This is a genomic window from Bradyrhizobium sp. CCBAU 45389 (genome assembly GCF_028128625.1).
GTDB lineage: Bacteria > Pseudomonadota > Alphaproteobacteria > Rhizobiales > Xanthobacteraceae > Bradyrhizobium > Bradyrhizobium liaoningense_B.
The window spans coordinates 205422-223198 of sequence record NZ_LBIY01000092.1; the positions used below are offsets into that span (position 1 = coordinate 205422).

Annotated in this window: 18 protein-coding genes and 1 tRNA gene; 10 read left to right on the forward strand and 9 right to left on the reverse strand. The window is 60.7% G+C overall.

From position 1 onward, the window contains the following. The first annotated feature begins 15 nt into the window (after window positions 1-15). Complete coding sequence (locus tag XH79_RS23470; RefSeq protein ID WP_271583106.1) at window positions 16-336, forward strand: hypothetical protein; 321 nt, start codon at window positions 16-18, stop codon at window positions 334-336. A gap of 193 nt (window positions 337-529) precedes the next feature. On the opposite strand, the gene XH79_RS23475 is transcribed toward XH79_RS23470, so the two are convergent. The 4 genes from XH79_RS23475 to XH79_RS23490 all read right to left on the reverse strand — a co-directional run bounded on the left by XH79_RS23475 (window position 530) and on the right by XH79_RS23490 (window position 3579). Then, entirely contained in the window at window positions 530-760 is a 231-nt protein-coding gene (locus XH79_RS23475) for a hypothetical protein (RefSeq protein ID WP_018646781.1), read from the reverse strand. Between the two features lie 730 nt (window positions 761-1490). Then, window positions 1491-1841, reverse strand: a complete 351-nt coding sequence (locus XH79_RS23480; RefSeq protein ID WP_271583107.1) for a hypothetical protein — start codon at window positions 1839-1841, stop codon at window positions 1491-1493. Continuing rightward, window positions 1841-2212, reverse strand: a complete 372-nt coding sequence (locus XH79_RS23485; protein ID WP_271583108.1) for a hypothetical protein — start codon at window positions 2210-2212, stop codon at window positions 1841-1843. Before XH79_RS23485 ends, XH79_RS23480 begins: the two co-directional genes overlap by 1 nt. Next, window positions 2209-3579, reverse strand: coding sequence for a hypothetical protein (locus XH79_RS23490; protein WP_271583109.1), 1371 nt, complete (start codon window positions 3577-3579; stop codon window positions 2209-2211). The genes XH79_RS23485 and XH79_RS23490 overlap by 4 nt, the downstream gene beginning before the upstream one ends. 156 nt (window positions 3580-3735) lie before the next feature. Between XH79_RS23490 and XH79_RS23495 the strand changes: the two genes are divergently transcribed. From XH79_RS23495 to XH79_RS23505, 3 genes are all read left to right on the forward strand, one after another. Next, window positions 3736-4422: a recombinase family protein gene (locus tag XH79_RS23495; RefSeq protein WP_271583110.1), complete on the forward strand. Its 687-nt coding sequence runs from the start codon at window positions 3736-3738 to the stop codon at window positions 4420-4422. A gap of 641 nt (window positions 4423-5063) precedes the next feature. Then, entirely contained in the window at window positions 5064-5411 is a 348-nt protein-coding gene (locus XH79_RS23500; protein ID WP_271583111.1) for a DUF6894 family protein, read from the forward strand. Window positions 5412-5931: 520 nt separating this feature from the next. Next, complete coding sequence (locus tag XH79_RS23505; RefSeq protein ID WP_271583112.1) at window positions 5932-6174, forward strand: hypothetical protein; 243 nt, start codon at window positions 5932-5934, stop codon at window positions 6172-6174. Between the two features lie 499 nt (window positions 6175-6673). Here XH79_RS23505 and XH79_RS23510 read toward each other — a convergent pair whose 3' ends face one another. From XH79_RS23510 to XH79_RS23530, 5 genes are all read right to left on the reverse strand, one after another. Then, on the reverse strand, window positions 6674-8080 hold the full coding sequence (locus XH79_RS23510; RefSeq protein ID WP_271583113.1) for a hypothetical protein: 1407 nt from the start codon (window positions 8078-8080) through the stop codon (window positions 6674-6676). A gap of 503 nt (window positions 8081-8583) precedes the next feature. Continuing rightward, on the reverse strand, window positions 8584-8850 hold the full coding sequence (locus tag XH79_RS23515; RefSeq protein ID WP_271583114.1) for a hypothetical protein: 267 nt from the start codon (window positions 8848-8850) through the stop codon (window positions 8584-8586). Window positions 8851-8867: 17 nt separating this feature from the next. Next, window positions 8868-10664: a site-specific integrase gene (locus XH79_RS23520; RefSeq protein WP_271583115.1), complete on the reverse strand. Its 1797-nt coding sequence runs from the start codon at window positions 10662-10664 to the stop codon at window positions 8868-8870. Between the two features lie 100 nt (window positions 10665-10764). Next, a tRNA-Arg gene (locus tag XH79_RS23525) sits at window positions 10765-10841 on the reverse strand. 267 nt (window positions 10842-11108) lie between these two features. Beyond that, the gene (locus XH79_RS23530; protein ID WP_271583116.1) at window positions 11109-12608 is read right to left on the reverse strand and encodes a sensor histidine kinase; all 1500 of its coding nucleotides are present in this window, start codon (window positions 12606-12608) and stop codon (window positions 11109-11111) included. Window positions 12609-12972: 364 nt separating this feature from the next. On the opposite strand from XH79_RS23530, the gene rpmH reads away from it, so the two are divergent. The 6 genes from rpmH (at window position 12973) to argB (ending at window position 17711) form a co-directional block, all read left to right on the forward strand. Further along, complete coding sequence (gene rpmH / locus XH79_RS23535; RefSeq protein WP_008542748.1) at window positions 12973-13107, forward strand: 50S ribosomal protein L34; 135 nt, start codon at window positions 12973-12975, stop codon at window positions 13105-13107. Between the two features lie 27 nt (window positions 13108-13134). Continuing rightward, window positions 13135-13542: a ribonuclease P protein component gene (gene rnpA / locus XH79_RS23540; protein WP_212340972.1), complete on the forward strand. Its 408-nt coding sequence runs from the start codon at window positions 13135-13137 to the stop codon at window positions 13540-13542. A gap of 16 nt (window positions 13543-13558) precedes the next feature. After that, a complete protein-coding gene (gene yidC, locus XH79_RS23545; RefSeq protein ID WP_212340970.1) occupies window positions 13559-15409 on the forward strand; it encodes a membrane protein insertase YidC in 1851 nt (616 codons plus the stop codon). 111 nt (window positions 15410-15520) lie between these two features. Next, window positions 15521-16174 carry a ribosome biogenesis GTP-binding protein YihA/YsxC gene (yihA, locus tag XH79_RS23550; protein ID WP_212340968.1) on the forward strand — a complete coding sequence of 218 codons (654 nt, stop codon included), beginning with the start codon at window positions 15521-15523 and terminating at the stop codon, window positions 16172-16174. Beyond that, a complete protein-coding gene (locus tag XH79_RS23555) occupies window positions 16174-16539 on the forward strand; it encodes a DUF423 domain-containing protein (protein ID WP_271583117.1) in 366 nt (121 codons plus the stop codon). Before yihA ends, XH79_RS23555 begins: the two co-directional genes overlap by 1 nt. A 284-nt stretch (window positions 16540-16823) precedes the next feature. Beyond that, window positions 16824-17711: an acetylglutamate kinase gene (gene argB / locus XH79_RS23560; RefSeq protein ID WP_212340964.1), complete on the forward strand. Its 888-nt coding sequence runs from the start codon at window positions 16824-16826 to the stop codon at window positions 17709-17711. The last annotated feature ends 66 nt before the right edge of the window (window positions 17712-17777 follow it).

A 17777-nucleotide genomic window follows, 5' to 3' on the forward strand; every position in this document is an offset into this window, starting at 1 on the left:
GGACGGAGGAATCCAATGATCCACGCCACTTGCCATACCGCCGACAATGTCCGCTGCATCGAGTTCGATGCCACGCCGTGGTTCAGCGAGGCTGATGCTCCGAGCATCATCGATTTGGCCCAACGAGGATGGACCAGCAAGACGATTGCAGAGTCGCTCGAGCACCGACGAGGATATGAAGGCCTGCACGATCTCGTCGAGTATGCGGCGAAGCGACTGCAATCGGAATCCCTGGAGGATCCAACCTGGGAAACCTTCGAGTGCGTCGTCGATGGACCTGAGGCCGTCGCCTGGCTCACGCAGAACCGGCCCAACGTCGTGGCAAGGATCCCGTAAGCCACAGGAAGCGCAGCAAAGGCCGCCATCGACTGGCGGCATCGCAAGCGAAGCGGAAATGGCGCGCCACGGCCGATGAAGATGGGCACTATTGTTTCGCTGTAGCGCTGTGATGCGATGGCCGATTACTCGCTCCAGCGACTAATCTGCGACCGCCCCAGCCTCGATCGGTCGTTGCCGCGGCCTGTCTGCGCTATCTGGTGAAACCGGAGTCTAGAAGCTTCACAGTCGAAATCGGCCACTTGCCGTCGTGGCCACCGATCGAGATCCGGAGCCCGTGCACCTCGTCAAGGAAGACGCGATCAATCGTCCCCGCCTTGCCGTCGGTCAGGATAACACCCCTGCCGATTAGCTCCGTCTCAGCAGCATGAAGTTCTCGAAGGATGTTCGTCGCTCGTTTGGTCCAGTCATCCGACATGGTCATGCCATAGCCGGCCGGCGGATTAGTGAAGATCAGTCAGAGCGGCGGATGCATTTGAGGATATCGCCGCCTCATGCGAGTCCGCCAACCATCCTTGTCGAACTCGACCCTGAAACCTTCCGGCAGCCGCGGCGTCTCGCCTTCGGTCACGACTTGCAGCGCGGGTTACTTCGGTGGGCGCAAATCGCCTTGAAGCCAGCGGCCCTTGGAATGTCTGGGATCTTCATGCGCTGCGAAGGTCGTAAGTATGTGATTGCAGACAGCGCATCGAAACATGTGCAAGTCCACGCTTGGGCTTTCTGGCTCGATGCTGACGAGCATCATCTGGGCCTTGCACATCGGACAGGCGGGGCGCGCAAATGGCGGTGGAATGGACCGCGCCAATCTGGCGGCCCACCGTTGTTCAAACTTTCTTTCAAGGTCCGCAGGGATCGTGCTCATGATCCGAACTCCGGGGTTCGCGGTCCTGCCCCGGCGCTATCGCCTCAACGCTCGCCGCGCCCTAAAGGTCCTAAGCAGCAGCAGAGGGAACCAAGGTCCTAAACAGCACCAGGGGGAACCATGCCGAGGGGAGCGCTACCGACCGCTCAGAGGCAAGATAAAAATGGCGCGCCCGGAACGAGGCGACCGAGGCACGGCCTTCACATTGAAAAATAAGCACAAATTTGCGCAGCTGCTACTCGGCTCGTACCACCTTCTGTGACCACCGGCAAGCCGCGTATGTTTGATTAGACTAAGTGAACCACGCTTGTTCAACGCCATTCCACCACGAGTACTTCGAGTGGTAGGCATTCATGGCCGCAACGGTCTGGCTGAGTATGAGCACGACATCGCTGTTTTGGGGGAGGTCGTCCTCGTTGAGTTCGTCCAGATATTCGCGGTTGGGCTCTCCATCCAACAACTGGTGGACGGCTTTCAGTAGCCTATTCACCATGCGTACCTTCGTTGGCCCTACCTGACCATCAGGCTTTTTCCGCGAGAACTCTTGAAACTCCGTATGCATGGCTGTGAGCAGGGGGTTGAGTGTCGAGAACTCCGCCACCTTCTTGGCGGTAGTCTTCGGTTGGCCAGATGAACGCGCCATCAACGCACGCCCTTGGGCGCTACAGCGGCAATCCCGGACATCGCCCCAGAAATCACCCAATACCATACTCCGTTGATCCGTCGGATATTTTGCGCCTTGACCTTCTCCGAGCACTCGACGAACTGGCTAACTACGAAACTAAGGTCGCTGTTCGAAGGCAAGTCATCGGTATCAAACTGCCGAAAGTTCAATGTGGGCGCTGACGGTCCAAGCACTTGGCTAGCCGCAGCCAACACCGAGTTTGCAAGATCTACCTTGAACTTGCTTACAGGCTTGTCTGGGTGCTTCTTGGATGCCGCGGTGGCTTCCTGATGCAAGGCATCAAGCTGAGCCGCCATTTTTCTAAATTCTTCTACTTCGTGATCGGTCAAGTGGGACACTCCCGTTTGAAGGTTAAATAGCTTCTCTTCAGCACGTCCAAAGGCGGCCGTCGTTTCTCCTCGAACAGATCGACCATAACCGAGAGGTCTTCGTCGGTGATCGGAATGATGCAGCGCCGCTGGCCCGACCAAAGGTCAATAGTGTTCTTTCGCATCGCTCTTGGAAGGGGGTTGCGCGTCACCAACACACCGAAGCGCCCGAACTCGTCTGACAGATAGCGATTCAGCTGGTTGATGTGCTCTCGCTCGATCCGGTGTACATTCTTAATTTCACAAACTAATTGCCGCGTCCCGTAGTCAGCAAAAACATCACTCAAGAAATCTACTTGACGGTTCATATAGAAGATCAGGTCTCTAATCTGCGCCCCACTATCTGTCCGAACCTGGTCATCCGCATAGTCAAGATGTGGATAGAACATGTTGGCGAGCAATTCGACCACCAAGTCCTCGTACTTGCGATCAGCATTCTGATCCTTGCCACTAGGTAGTTTCTGCAAGGCAGACAGCTTTCGTCTGGCTGAGATCAGGGGTATTTGGGCAAACAGGGGATCGACCGCACAATCCGCGGCTGTGCGCTCCTTGGAGGCGACATACTGTTGAACGACGCCATAGTTGCTTCTGTTGAAGTTCAACAGGCCGACGCGATCCCAAATGACCTTGTTATGCTGATCATCCTTGGGAATATAGTTTTTGAAGTAGTCATCAAAACCAATCCAAGGCGAATGCCGCAGCCATCGCTTCGGCACTAGCAGGATGGGAGAGCCGCTCGCTGGGTCGATCGGCAGCTCGATGTCGTCGATAGGGATAAGTTTGTGGGACTGGTGATCGTAGACGTCTGCTAGCTTTGTCTTCGAGCGCGGTATTCGCAATTTGTCGCACTGTTCGATTGTGTAGTCGATCAAGAACGACTTGAGCAGATTACAGGCTATGTCGCTCACTCTATCCTTGGAAATGCCATCTACAAACAGTTGAATTTCTTCGAAGTGAGTGAACCCTGCGGAGTACAGCGGGACTGTCTGAAACAGCTGAAGTATCTCTTGTGCGACAGCTGGTCCAATCCGCTTGCCTTTCTTTGTCGCGGCACCGCCCAGTCCAACCTCTTCGCACTCGGACATCTGTTGGATAACCCGAAGTGCTGCCTCCGCCTGCCCTCGTTTCGCGAGCATTCCAAGTCGGTTGAACGCGGCTATCATCGCTCCGTGTAACGACTGGTCCTGTAGCGAGGGCGACTTCCACAGCAGGAACGGGTCGACGTAGAGCGGTAAGTCCTCCTCAAGGAATGGAATCGCAAAGTCAACGTCAGCCTGAGCAACGTCGATGCCGTGCAGTTCAGTAAGCCGGGGGCGAATGAGGGCCATGTTGAGATTGAAGTAGCGTGAGTCCCGAATTTCGCGCAACTCACGGTAGGCTCAAATCCCCAGCAGAGAGCAAGCTATGCAATATGGAATCGCTAGGATTCCCAGATGGGGTTTGTATAAAGCCTAAATGCTCGATAAGGTCTTTTACAGACGCTTATGGAGGCCGCTGTGACGACCGAACGCCCCCTAATCACCTACATCCGAGTCTCGACTTCCCAACAGGGGCGCTCAGGGTTGGGCATAGAAGCGCAGCGGCAGACGCTCGCTCACTTCGCGCAGGCTGAGGGGTTCATGGTGGTGTGCGAGTTCGTAGAGGTGGAGACCGGCAAGGGTGCTGATGCTCTGGACCGGCGACCGCAGCTAAAGGCCGCCCTCGCTGCTGCAAGAAAGCTCAGGTGCCACGTAGCTGTAGCTAAACTGGACCGGCTCAGCCGAGACGTACATTTCATCTCGGGCCTCATGGCCCACAAGGTGCCCTTTGTGGTCGCAGAGCTTGGCCCCGACGTTGACCCATTCGTGCTCCACCTGTTCGCCGCATTGGCCGAGAAGGAACGCGCGCTAATCTCCACCCGCACCCGTCAGGCCCTCTCTGCTGCTAAGGCCCGTGGAGTCACTTTGGGCAACCCTAAACTCGCTGTAGCTCGCAAGAGCGCCATCGAGACCGTGAAGGCCGAAGCTGACCGTTACGCGGCAAACGTCCTCCCCATCATCCGCGAGGCACAGAAGGCCGGTGCGAGCACGCTCAGGCAGGTGGCAGAAGCATTGAATGCGCGCGGCATCCCTACGGCGCGCGGCGGACGCTGGTATGCGCAGAGTGTCGCGAATATCCTTGAGCGGGCATAGGAGGGCGCGCCTGTGAAGCCCCAAGGGCCGCTGCGGTCTGCGGGGCACTGGCGTACCTGTTGATCGCAAGGGCCTGGAGCGAGCGGGGACGAGGGTTGGCCCTTCGTGTCCCCACGCGCCCGATTGAAAAATGGGTCCCCTTTCTTCCACTGGACCCTATTTTGGCACGATCAGGGTGCCCGACTTCACAGCTTCTCAGGTTAAAGCCTCCGCCGCCGCCGAGCTGACAGCAGCAGTGTCCTCGCCCAAAGCTCCACTATGTCTGAATGCTCTTCCCATAGCGACATCAACGCCACGTCGGCCAAGGTCTACTTATGGACACCGAGCGGACTTTTGTCCGTTCATTCCGTGCTGGGGTCGCCGTTTGTTCGCATTAAACGGACGGTACTGTCCGTATTTAACCCCTAGTGTCCTAAGTTTGACTGGGAGAGTGTCCTAACTTGATTTGGAAGTGATTTCTCGAAGCTCGCCGGGCTGAAGGTTCAGCGCCTCCAACTCTCCAGCTTGCAGCCGGTTGGTCAACAGGGCCGCTGTCCACCCTTCCGGGATGGCATCCAGCACCAGATTGACTGCTTCGGCCCGCGCGGAGCAGCGGCGACCCAGATTTGGTGCTTCCGGTCGTCGGTCGTGACCCGAACCAAATGGACATCAGAATCATTTGCTGCGGCCATATAGGCATTATGCACGATTCCTCGGGATGTTCCTCCACGTTGCGTGCCTTAGCTGGAACGAGCGTGCCGCATCTGCATTTCCCTGGCATGCCGATGTACTACTTCCATGTTCGGGACTTAGAGCCGAGCACCGATGAATATGGCGAGGAATTCCCCAATGATGACGCGGCTTGGAAGCATGCCACCGGCTTCGCTGGCGAGGTCATGAAAGACATCGACGGCAGATTCCGGCCCGGGCAGGAATGGAGTGTGGAAGTCACCGACGAACAAAAGCAGGTGCTATACCGCATCGAGATAAGCTCCCGACAAAGGAAGTAAGGCCCGCCTCAGTTGGCGGCCTCGGTTAAGCCCTAGCGTCCTAAGCCGCCTCTGCGGGTGTCCCGGCATGACCCATTGAACCTTGGCACGGCGCGTGCAGACACACTGCTATCGGGATTTTACAATCTCCCTCCCGGGGCTGGAGCGACCGCCGTCCGCGCTGGATTTCGAGCGGGCGGCGTTTTTGCCTTTGCTACCGTAGATTTCCCAGTGTCCTAATTCGATTCGTCCGGCGTCCTTATAGGACTGCACCCAACGGACGGCGCTGGCCTGTTTCGTTTTTCTAGCGCATAGAGACGCATGCCAGAACCTCATCATCGATCCTGTCAATGCGGCGCTGTTTACAGCCGCACCGAGGCGATGGCCCCTTCGCGGGAAATCGCCAGCTTCGACTGCTCGGTTTGCGGTGCAACCATGGAATCGTGGAACACCGCTTGGGTGCCCACATATCGCTTGATAGCTGGCCCCGTTCGTCTGCCTCCCACCAGCAACTAGCGACAGGCTGAGGCATTAGCGAGCGATGGCGGAGTCGTTCGGCAATTCGTTCACTATCGTTGAGGTGACATCGGACGAGGTGCCACCCACAAAGCAGTTGTGGCTTGCCTTAGCCAAGCCTAGCCAAGCGTTGACATTGGTCCTCGCCGCCGTTCCCGAAGGCTGGACGGCGGAAGTTGTTCCAGCAATCCTTACGGAAAAGCAGCAGAAGATGTTCGAGGAACTAAACCTCGGCCCGGGCGACGTTTATAGGATCGATCCAGAGTAAGGCCGCCTCTGGGGCCCCCAGGCCATCGTTGCTGGGGCCCCGGCTTCAAAAAGCTCGGGCTAAAGCCTTGGCCTCTGCTCGGCTGACGCGAGCGGCGTGCTTCGCCAGAAGTACCGTGTGGGGCCCAACAAGCCCGGGCTCAACAGGACCAAGGCGCACCGCAGGGACACTCTGGCGCCGATGCCTCTAGGGGACTCAGCGGAGTCCTCTGGTGGGCGCTATAGCTGTCCGCCGGTGCTGCCTGGGCATAGCGTCAAAGGCGCCCACGGGCTTCCTAGAGTCCCACAGGGGCCTTGCAGGCATGCCCTGTTCGGCCCCAAAGCTAGACCAGCAGCCGTGTGCAGAGATACGGCCGCCTCGGGTCCTGCCCCCAAACATTCGTTCCACGATATGGTAGGGTCGTGCGCCGGGGGTAACAGGGTAGACACACCATAGCTAATACCAGAGGGTTATAGCTAGTAATAATAGATAGTTAGCTGCTGCATCAATGCTGACTGTATTAGAACCCCGCCCTGCTGACATCCAGCTTCGGAACCACCCCGGTATGGGCACGGAATTGGTGTGACAGGGTATCGGCGGCCAAGGCTTCCTTGCTGGCTTGGACGATCAAGCTGTCGTGGACCGGCATACAGGGGACGCCCTTAGTCATTAGCTCTTGCATGGTGGCAATGATGATTTTGCTCTCAACGAACATCAGATCAGCCCAGCCCCTGACCCGACCTCGGATTTCTCCACCCCACCGTTGAAGGAGGGGGTGACGCTGTAGAGCGCGCTCCTTGATCCGGGACATCGGATACGCCTTGGTGTCGAATGCGTCTGGCGGGAAGCCCTTCTTTGCCAAGCGCTCGCGGAAATCCGTGGTGAACTCCTTGGCCCACCGCGTCAGCAGATTGCCATTGCCGAATGACGCATTGATCCAAAACTTTGCAACCTGCCGATCAAGTTCCGTAGGTCCAAGGATGCCAGCGTAGGCATCCGCGTTCGTGTCGAGCTGCTGATCGCACCAAGCATAGAAGATGGTGAGATACGCTGAGGAGATGTCAATCTCGACCACACTTTCGCCGTCGATCCGCATCTCAAGCCGCTGGTCCTCGCTGATGTGTTGGTAGCACGCGTCGTTCTGCGGGTAGGAGTACAAGCGACCGCCCTTGTCCCATCTGTAGGTCTGTAGATTCCTTGCGTCGTGAAATATCCTTACCCAACCGAGATGCTTAACCACCGGATGCGTCAGCGTGTGTTGCGCGAAGAAGGCGTTGAGTTCGGCTACCTCTGCCCGGAGCCGCTGCACCTTCTCCGTGTCTGGTGTCTTTTGATTTGGCGACGTGAGCCGCACCAACTCCGAAGGCATTATCTCCTCGAATTGGAAGTGCTCCCGCACTGTGGCTGGCGTGATGCCATGAGCTTCGCACGCGGCGAGGAGCAACGGCGTGGCCCTGTACCTCGTGAGCTTGCCAACCATCGGCCCCGGGTTATCGAACCGATACGAGCCCGGATACCCCGGCTTGTGCTCCACTAGCCCTGCCTCGGTGAACGCTTGGCGCACCGCGTCGAACATGCGCCATGTGACGCGCTGATTGGTATAGTCGCTCTTGTTGAGCGAGCACCTAAGCCAGCCCTCGCTGCGGTCACTTTCGATAGCGGCCAGCAGATCGGCAACGAACGCGCCCACTGCTGTCACATGCTTCATCAGAGTTTTGTCCCGCGCGTATGATTTGCCCTTCGCGGTGCTCGGCCTCCTATAGCGCTGGGCTAACCCGCTCACGAACGCCGCTACCTGCGCATTCGCTGGCTGGGCACGCAGCGTTGCCAAGGGCGCCTTGTCGAGTGCCTCGCGCTCCTCCTTTGGAGTCTTCGGCTCCCATGCGGGGCGCTCGGTCAGCGTGCTGTAATCGGTATTGTGGGTCATTCTGCTTGCATCTGCCCTGTTATCCGCCGCGCGCGAGTTTCGACAATTTTGCGGGTCCGATGGAGCGGAACCACCGTATGTCGTCAAAGGCTGACCTATCGACAATCGCTATCTCATTGCTCGATTGGTGTGCACGGGCCCACGCATCGGAAAGGATCCTGTCAATCTCTTTCAGCCGGCTTCGCGCAATGACATTAACAGCGTGTCGAAACCTACCTTCGATGTCGTTGTGTGCGCGGCGTCCACGACTACTGTTGTCGATTATTTCCAAGATGTCGTTGAGAACTGACTGCGCCGCTTCGATCTGCTTCAGCGTCTTTGGCTCGCCGCCCATGTATCACCCTAAGTATTCATGCCGTGCCGCGTGTACGCTTCGTTGCCTCAACGACCCGTCATCGCTCTGCCTCTTTTCGCTTCGTCGCCATTACTGCACCGTTGTCCCATGTTCGCGGAGTTACGCCGGAGCTTGGGTGCCCCAGCGCGGCCTTTGGGATCGAATGCTATTACTTTAGCCCTCCCATCCAAGCGGCCAATTCCTTGCCCTCTCGGCTCATCCCTGCGGCTAAGATGTCGAAGTGCCGCTTCTTTTTCGTCCCGTCTTGGTGCGCATACATGAGGATGTTCTTCAGGTTCTCAGGGTCGGGCGCAGCCTCCACGATGTCGAACAGGTTGTTGCTCGACATACCGAGGGTTTTCGCAACCGCATCGAAGCGATTCCCTCGAACTTCATCTACCCAACGGTCCAGTTCATTTTCGTCGTCGTAAGCCATATCTAGAAGCCTCCGTACTACCCTTGTTTCCCGGTTCTCGCCCGGTGTCCCTTAGTTGCCTTGGTGTTGCCGCGTGTAGGCGGTGGTACGCCCAGCGGCTTGACACGCGACAGGTCAAGGCCGGGATAGGAAATCCGGTTGATAGCGTGAGACAATCCAGCAGCGCCGAACCGCGACAGCATGGCGTTGGCGCCGTAGCCCCAGCTCACCGAGGATGCTTGTGCGTGCCCAATCAAAGCTTCGCGTATCTCGCTATCCGCGCGCCCACGCCGTAGCGCGTCCTTCACCGTGTGGCGGAAGGAGTGAAAAACCTTGGCCTTGTCGGTCACGCCCGCGGCGCGCAGATAACGGCCAAACCACTGTGACCATGCAGGTACGCCCGTGCGGCCTCTGTCGGGGGCCACTGAGGGAAATAGCCAAGCGTCTGCACCATCGGCCTTCCGCCTCTCCTCAACGTAGCTAAGGAAACCCAAGCGGATCACTTCGGGATGCACGGGCACAACGCGCTCAGAGGCATCGGTCTTGACGCGCTTCCCCCGTGCTCGTTCGGTCACGAAGTAGAGCAAGGGCACTCGCGTTTCGGCGTCCACCCGCACATTAGCAACGGAGAGGCTTCCAAGCTCAGCCTGCCGTGCGCCTGTGAAGAGAGCCAGCACCGGCAACCAGAACCCAGCAGCCCCATGCGCCCCCAGCGGGAACTCGTGTTCAATGAACACCGATGCATTGAACAGTGATTGAAGCTCCGCAATCTCGAAGGACGTGCGCTCGGAGCGTTCCTCCGGCAGTCTTAGCTTGCTGAAGGGATCAGTCCACTGAATGTCATCCGGCACAAGCCCGTTGTCACTGGCCCAAATGCAGATGGACTGCACAGCGCCAAGCTGTTTGTTGATGGTGGCTGCGGTGATCCTTAGCTCTTCTGGGTGCTCGCGCCCCCAAGCGGCCTGAGCAGGAAGCGTTGCGCGAAGCAAGTCGCCTGTACGGTGGCGGGGAACGTCCTGAAGCGCTTTGCGATACTCCAGCGCATGCGCCTTCTTGATCGATGCAACAGGCATGTTGCCGTGGAGCTGGATGAACATCTCTACGCTGCGGCTGAACTCATCTACAGTCCGCTTGGGCCGGGCTCGGTGACGCTTCCATCCGTCCAGCGCACTTTGGAGCGTTCCGCCTTCGCGGGCGCCTGCGCCTTTGGGATCAGATAGGCGGGGAGTTTCAATAACTGCACCCACATAACGAAGCCCAATGTCATCGAGGGCCGCGAGGAACGCCTTGGCGCTTTCGATGCACAGCTTGTGATAGGCCGGGCCGCTTTGGTCTAGCGTGATACCGAAAGCTGCTAGGGCGTTTTGGGCGCGATGCTCAGCGAAAGAAACATTACCAACAGCAAACTGCTGCTGACAATCGCGTAAGATGTCACCTAGAGCATCCGCGTTAACATTCTCGCCGTGTGGTCCGATTGTCGCTAGCCTGCCCGAAAGCCTTAGCGCTTCATCTTCCTTCAGCGCTTCGGCATACACCCACTCCGCCATGCGCTTGATTTCGGTGTCGTTCAGGCTGCTGCGCTTGACTATGGGCACCGTGGTTGCCGCAAGACTCGCCTTGGCCTTGGCTATGATGCGGTCGAACTCAGCCAGGACCGGCTTGGCGCGAATGTTGGCCTCGCGGGTGTCCTTGGTGCCCAGCGACTTCTTCAGGTGCTTCTGCGCTGCCTTGCCGTTGTTCAGCGCGCGAGCGACCGCCGCCTGCAATCCCTCGGGCTTCTCCGGCACTGTCTTCCGGGCGCAATACGTCCCGTGTCTATCCTTGATGACACCCATCAATACACGCACGATTAGCACCACCGCTTGTGACCACCACACGGCAGCTAAGCGCTTGTATCTGCGTTACTTCTTGATTCTCAATGAGAACTTGTGCGACTGGCGCGCCCGGAACGATTCGAACGTCCGACCCTCAGATTCGTAGTCTGATGCTCTATCCAGCTGAGCTACGGGCGCGTTTTTCGCTGATAGTGCGGGCTTTAGCCCACACGCAGCCTCCGGACAGCGCCGGAGGGGTGCGAAAGAGCGCTCTGACTAACCGCTCTTGTCCCGATTGGCAAGGTCCGGGATGGGGAGATTTTGCATGGAGATGACGATCTCCACCCGGTCATTCCGGGGCTCGCGAAGCTGGAAGTGCGGAATCTCGTGCCTAAAACCACTGGATTCCGGGTTCGGCGCTTTGCGCCGCCCCGGAATGACGGGTTCAGTCGGCCTTTGGCCGACCTACGCCCTCTGCCGCTCGTTGCGGATGGAGAGGAGTTCCACGGGACGGTCGGGGATGACGATCCGGAAGGTGGCGCCGATGGTGCCTTCGACCAGATGAATCTCGCCGCCATGGGCGCGGACGAGCTCGGCGGCGATGGCGAGGCCCAGCCCGCTGCCGCCGGGGCGGCCGGAGGTCTGGAACGCCTCGAACAGGTGCTCCCGCGTCTTCTGGGGCACGCCGGGGCCGGTGTCGGAGACCTCCAGGATGGCGACGGCGCCCTCGCGTTTGCCGGTGATCCGGATCTGCTGCGCCCCGCCATCGCCGGCCGCGTGGCTTTCCAGCGCCTGGGCGGCGTTGCGGACGAGGTTGAGCAGCACCCGGAACAGCTGGTCGGGATCGGCATCGATCGCGAGCCCGCGCTCGATCGCGGCGACCCAGGCGATCGAGGCATCGCTGGCAAGGCCGGCGGTCTCGCGCACCTCCAGCACCACGGGCTCGATCAGGATCATGCGGCGATCGGGCGCGGCCTCCTGGGCACGGCCATAGGACAGCGTCGACTGGCAGAAGGCGATGGCGCGCTCGAGCGAGCGCACCAGCTTTGGCGCAAAGCGCTGCACCCGCGGGTCGGGCACGCTGGCGAGCTGGTCCGACAGGAGCTGGGCCGACGCCAGCAAATTGCGCAAATCGTGGTTGATCTTGGACACCGCGAGGCCGAGGGCGGCGAGCCGGCTCTTCTGATTCAGCATCGACATCAGGTCGCGCTGCATGTCCGACAATTCGCGCTCGGCGACGCCGATCTCGTCGCTGCGCTGGCTCGGCACGATGATTCCCGCCGAGCTTTCCGGATTTTCGTGGAAGCCGACCAGGCTCGCGGTCAGCCGCCGCATCGGCCGCACGAAGAGATAATGGAGCGCGAGATAGACGAGGCCCGCGGTCAGCACGCCGATGATCAGCGCAACCACGACGACATTGCGGGAGAAGCGGTACATCGCCTGCCGCAGCGGCAATTCGTCGGTCACGATCTCGACGAACTGAGCGTTGCCGACGCCGGGGCCGACGATGCGAATGGCCTGGTTGCCGGTCTCCAGCATCATCTGGAACGAGCCGGTGATCGCCTCCCACACGGTCATGTCGCGCAGGTCGACGTCGTGCCCGATCGTAGCAGGCAGATTGTCGCTGGCGAGCAGCCGGCGCTGCTGGCCCATCTTGATGGCGACGGCGCGGGCATTGATGCTCTTCAATATCTCGCGCGACAGCGAATCGGGGACCATGCCGAGCGGTGCGGCATCGAGCACCAGCGCCGCCGTGTTGGCGGCCGCGACGCGGTCGTTGAGCCGGTTGACCCAGAAGTTGGCGATGGCGGGCACGTAGAGCAGGATCGCAGCGATCATCACCAGGGGGACGGTGAGCAGCAGCAGCTTGCCCGACAGCCCAAGCCCCGCAGGCCCGCGCGGCCGCGCCGCGGGCGGATCCTGCTGATCCGTATCCTGGATCGGCTGGAGGTCTGTCTCTGCCACGTAATTCGCCCTCGCTGACTTGCCCGGTGAACGATCTGGCGGATGAAGGATGCGGCCCGCCCCCGGCCCGGTCAAATTACGGATCGCTAATATGCCGAGGTGGGATGTAGGTGCTGATCCGGCGAGTCGCTACCTCACGGGTTAAAAACCCCGCACAAACAGCGATATTCACCGGAATCGTGCGCTTGTGCGGCGTTGACGAAAAGGGGGCGCTCGCATATAAGCCGCGCGAATTGTCCGCGATGACCCGGTGTGACGCCGGGAGCGGCTCTCTTGGGGCCGAAAAGGGCCCGTTTTGGGCCGCATCTTCCGGACTTTACCATCAATTCTACAGGCAAATTGCCCGGTCAGCGGAGAAAAACCCGTGAAGCGGACTTATCAACCCAGCAAACTGGTGCGCAAGCGCCGTCACGGCTTCCGTGCCCGCCTCGCCACTGCCGGCGGCCGCAAGGTTCTCGCCGCCCGCCGCGCCCGCGGCCGCAAGCGTCTGAGCGCCTGAGCCGGACCCCCTTTTTGGGATTTCATCATGGATCGGCTGAGGCAGCGGGCGGATTTCCTCGCCGTTGCCAATGGCGCGCGGGTGAATAGTCCCGCGTTCGTCCTGCAAAGCCGCCGCCGCGACGATTTTGGCCCGATCCGGATCGGTTTCACCGTCACCAAGAAGAACGGTAACGCCCCCGAGCGCAATCGCATCCGGCGCCGGCTTCGCGAATTGGTGAAGCGGCTCGATCCGGTGTCGATGCAGCCCCATCATGACTATGTACTGGTCGGCCGAAGGGACGCGCTCTCGCGCGACTTCGCCACCATGCTCGACGATCTGCGCATAGCCTTCTCGAAGCCCGCGCGGCATACGGCCAAGGGGTCTCACAAGGGACCTGCGAAGGGGCGCGGCGAAAAGCCGGGCGCTGCCCCTGCCAGCCGCAAACCGGATTGATGACGAGACATTAGAGATGACCGACAATCGCAATACCATCCTCGCCGTCATTCTGTCGGGCCTCGTCCTGATCGCCTGGCAGTATTTCTACAACGTGCCGCAGATGGAGAAGCAGCGCGCCCAGCAGCAGGCGCAGGCCGAGCTGCAGAAGACCACGCCGCAGCCGACCGCGTCGGCAACGCCGGGCACCACGCCGCAGGCGGGCGGTACCGCGCAGCCCTCGACGCCGGGCGCGAGCCAGCAGGCCCAGCCGGTCGTTTCCCGCGATGCCGCGATCGCGGCCAGCCCGCGCGTCAAGATCGACACCCCGCGGATCGCCGGCAGCATCTCGCTGAAGGGCGGCCGCATCGACGACATCGCGCTGGTGCAATTCCGCGAAACGGTCGACCCGAAGTCGCCGCCGATCATCCTCTATTCGCCCTCGGGCACGGCGGAGCCGTATTACGCCGAGTTCGGCTGGGTGGCCGCAACGGGCGTGACGGCTAAGATGCCCGACAAGACCACCGTATGGCAGCAAGACGGCAGCGGCAGCCTGACGCCGTCGACGCCGGTGGTGCTGAAGTATGACAATGGCGAGGGCCTCACCTTCCGCCGCACCATCTCGGTCGACGATCATTATCTCTTCACCGTCAAGGACGAGGTGAGCAATGTCGGCAACGCGCCGGTCACGCTCTACCCTTATGCGCTGATCTCGCGCCACGGCACGCCGCAGGTCTCGGGCTATTACATCCTGCATGAAGGCCTGATCGGCTATCTCGGCGAGCACGGCCTGCAGGAATACGCTTACAAGAAGATCGACGAAGCCAAGAAGGTCGACTTCAAGGCCACCAATGGCTGGCTCGGCATCACCGACAAGTACTGGGCCTCGGCGCTGCTTCCCGACACCAATGCCCAGCTCCAGGCGACCTTTTCATCGACCCTCGCCAACAACATCCGGGGCTATCAGACCGACTACCTGCTCGATCCCGTCACCGTCGCGATCGGCGGCACGGCGACCGCGAATGCGCGCCTGTTTGCCGGCGCCAAGGAAGCCGGCGTCGTCGGCGTGTTCCCGTTCGCCGGCCTCGGCGGCTACAACAAGGAGCTGGGGCTGAACCACTTCGATCTCTTGATCGACTGGGGCTGGTTCTACTTCATCACCAAGCCGATGTTCCTCGGCCTCGACTTCTTCTACCGCTTCTTCGGCAATTTCGGCATCTCGATCCTGCTCGTGACCGTGATCGTGAAGCTGTTGTTCTTCCCGTTGGCGAACAAGTCCTACGCCTCGATGGCGAAGATGAAGTCGATCCAGCCGCAGCTGCAGGCGCTCAAGGAGCGCTATCCCGACGACAAGGTGAAGCAGCAGCAGGAGATGATGGAGATCTACCGCAAGGAGAAGATCAATCCGGTCGCCGGCTGTCTTCCCGTGGTGATCCAGATCCCGGTGTTCTTCTCGCTCTACAAGGTGCTGTTCGTCACCATCGAGATGCGGCACGCGCCGTTCTACGGCTGGATCAAGGATCTCTCCGCGCCGGATCCGACCAATCTGTTCAACCTGTTCGGGCTGATCCCGTTCGATCCGACCACGATCCCGGTGTTCGGCCACTACCTCGCGCTCGGCATCTGGCCGATCATCATGGGCATCACGATGTGGTTCCAGATGAAGCTGAACCCGACGCCGCCGGATCCGACGCAGCAGATCATCTTCAACTGGATGCCGCTGATCTTCACCTTCATGCTGGCGGGCTTCCCGGCGGGTCTCGTGATCTACTGGGCCTGGAACAATTTGCTCTCGGTGATCCAGCAGAGCTTCATCATGCGCCGCAACGGCGTGAAGGTGGAGTTATTCGATAATCTCAAGGCGACGTTCGCGAAGAAGGCGACGTAAGTCTCACTCCGTCATTCCGGGGCGATGCGAAGCATCGAACCCGGAATCTCGAGATTCCGGGTCTGGTCCTTCGGACCATCCCGGAATGACGGTGCAAGCAAAGAGCTTCGCATGACCGACGACAAAGATGCGAAGCTGATCGAGGCCGGGCGCAAATTGTTCGCGCGCGACTGGCAGTTCATCTGGGCCTCGCCGTCGATTGCGACGCTGCCGCCGATGGACGGGCTCGAGATCGCCTTTGCCGGCCGCTCCAATGTCGGCAAGTCCAGCCTGATCAACGCGCTCACGGGACGCAACGCGCTGGCGCGCACCTCGCATACGCCGGGCCGCACCCAGGAGCTGATCTTCTTCGAGGTCCCCGGGAAGAAGGACCTGCGTCTCGTCGACATGCCCGGCTATGGCTATGCCAAGGCGCCGAAGAGCCAGGTGGCGTCCTGGACCGAGCTGATCCACAAATTCCTGCTGGGCCGCGCCAGCCTCGCGCGCGTCTACGTGCTGATCGACGCGCGGCATGGGCTCAAGGACGTCGATCTCGAGATCCTGAAGACGCTCGACCGCTCCGCCGTCAGCTACCAGATCGTGCTGACCAAGGCCGACCAGGTGAAGGCCTCCGAGCTGCAATCGCGCATTGCCGAGACCGAGGCCGCGCTGGCCAAACATCCGGCCGCGTTCCCCAATGTGCTCGCGACCTCCTCGCGCAGCTCGACCGGCATGGAGAGCTTGCGCGCCGCGATGGCGAAGCTGCTGGACGAGCGGAGCTCGTGATGCTGGCGCATCGCCTGCTGATCGGGCTTGCCGGCTTGATGGGCGCCGCCGGCGTCGCACTGGCCGCCGCATCCGCCCACGGCGCGGACGCCAGTCGCCTTGCCTCCGCCAGCGCCATGCTGCTGTTTCATGCAACTGCCATACTTGCGGCGATGGGGTTGCTCACGCGCGGCCTTCTGCACGGCGGAATTGGTCTTGTTGCGGCGGTTGGCTTCGTGATCGGCGCAGCGCTGTTCGCGGGCGACCTCACCTTGCGGCAATATGCCGGGCATTCGCTGTTTCCCATGGCGGCACCGACGGGGGGCACGGTGATGATTGCGAGCTGGCTGGCCGTGACGCTCGCGGCGGTGTTGGCGCGGAAGTAGCGGCTCGTTCTTACCCTCCCCTGGAGGGCCCCTGGAGGGGGAGGGTCGGCTCAGATTGAGCGTAGCGAAATGTGAGCCGTGGTGGGGTGATCTCTCCACACGGGCACTGCTCATCGCGGAGAGACCGTCACCCCACCCCGCTCGCGCTTCGCGCGATCGACCACGGGCGAGCTACGCTCGTCCCGGACCCCTCCAGGGGAGGGTAAGAGCGAACACCACACTTTGCGCTGCCCCCGCCAATCAGATAGAACGCGCACCGACCGACCCGCCAGCGAGACCGTGACATGACCGACATCTCCCCGCTCGACCAGGCCCGCATCCTGTCCGAAGCGCTGCCGCACATGCAGCAGTATGACGAGGAAACCATCGTCATCAAATATGGCGGCCATGCCATGGGCGACGAGGAGACCGCGAAGAACTTTGCCCGCGACATCGTGCTGCTGGAGCAGACCGCGATCAACCCGGTGGTGGTGCATGGCGGCGGGCCGCAGATCGCGACCATGCTCAAGCGCCTCGGCATCGTCTCGGAATTCGCCGCGGGCCTGCGCATCACCGACGCCGCGACCATTGAGATCGTCGAGATGGTGCTGGCCGGCTCCGTCAACAAGCAGATCGTCGGCTACATCAACGAGGCCGGCGGCAAGGCCGTCGGGCTGTCCGGCAAGGACGGCAACATGGTGAAGGCGACCAAGACGACGCGCACCATCGTCGATCCGGGCTCGCATATCGAGAAGGCGGTCGATCTCGGCTTCGTCGGCGACCCCGAGAAGGTCGACCTCACGCTGCTCAACCAGCTGATCGGCTACGAACTGATCCCGGTGCTGGCGCCGCTCGCGACCTCCAAGGAAGGCCAGACGCTGAACATCAACGCCGACACCTTTGCCGGTGCGGTGGCCGGCGCGCTGAAGGCCAAGCGCCTGCTGCTGCTCACCGACGTGCCCGGCGTGCTCGACAAGTCGAAGAAGCTGATCCCGCAATTGTCGGTGAAGGACGCGCGAAAGCTGATCGCCGACGGCACCATCTCCGGCGGCATGATCCCGAAGGTCGAGACCTGCATCTACGCGCTCGAACAGGGCGTGGAGGGCGTCGTCATCATCGACGGCAAGATGCAGCACGCGGTGCTGCTCGAGCTCTTCACCAATACGGGCACGGGGACGCTGATCCACAAGTGAGGGACGACACCACCAACAGGGCCGTTGCGTCCGGGCACTTCCCGGGCCTGACGGCCTTGCTGTCTC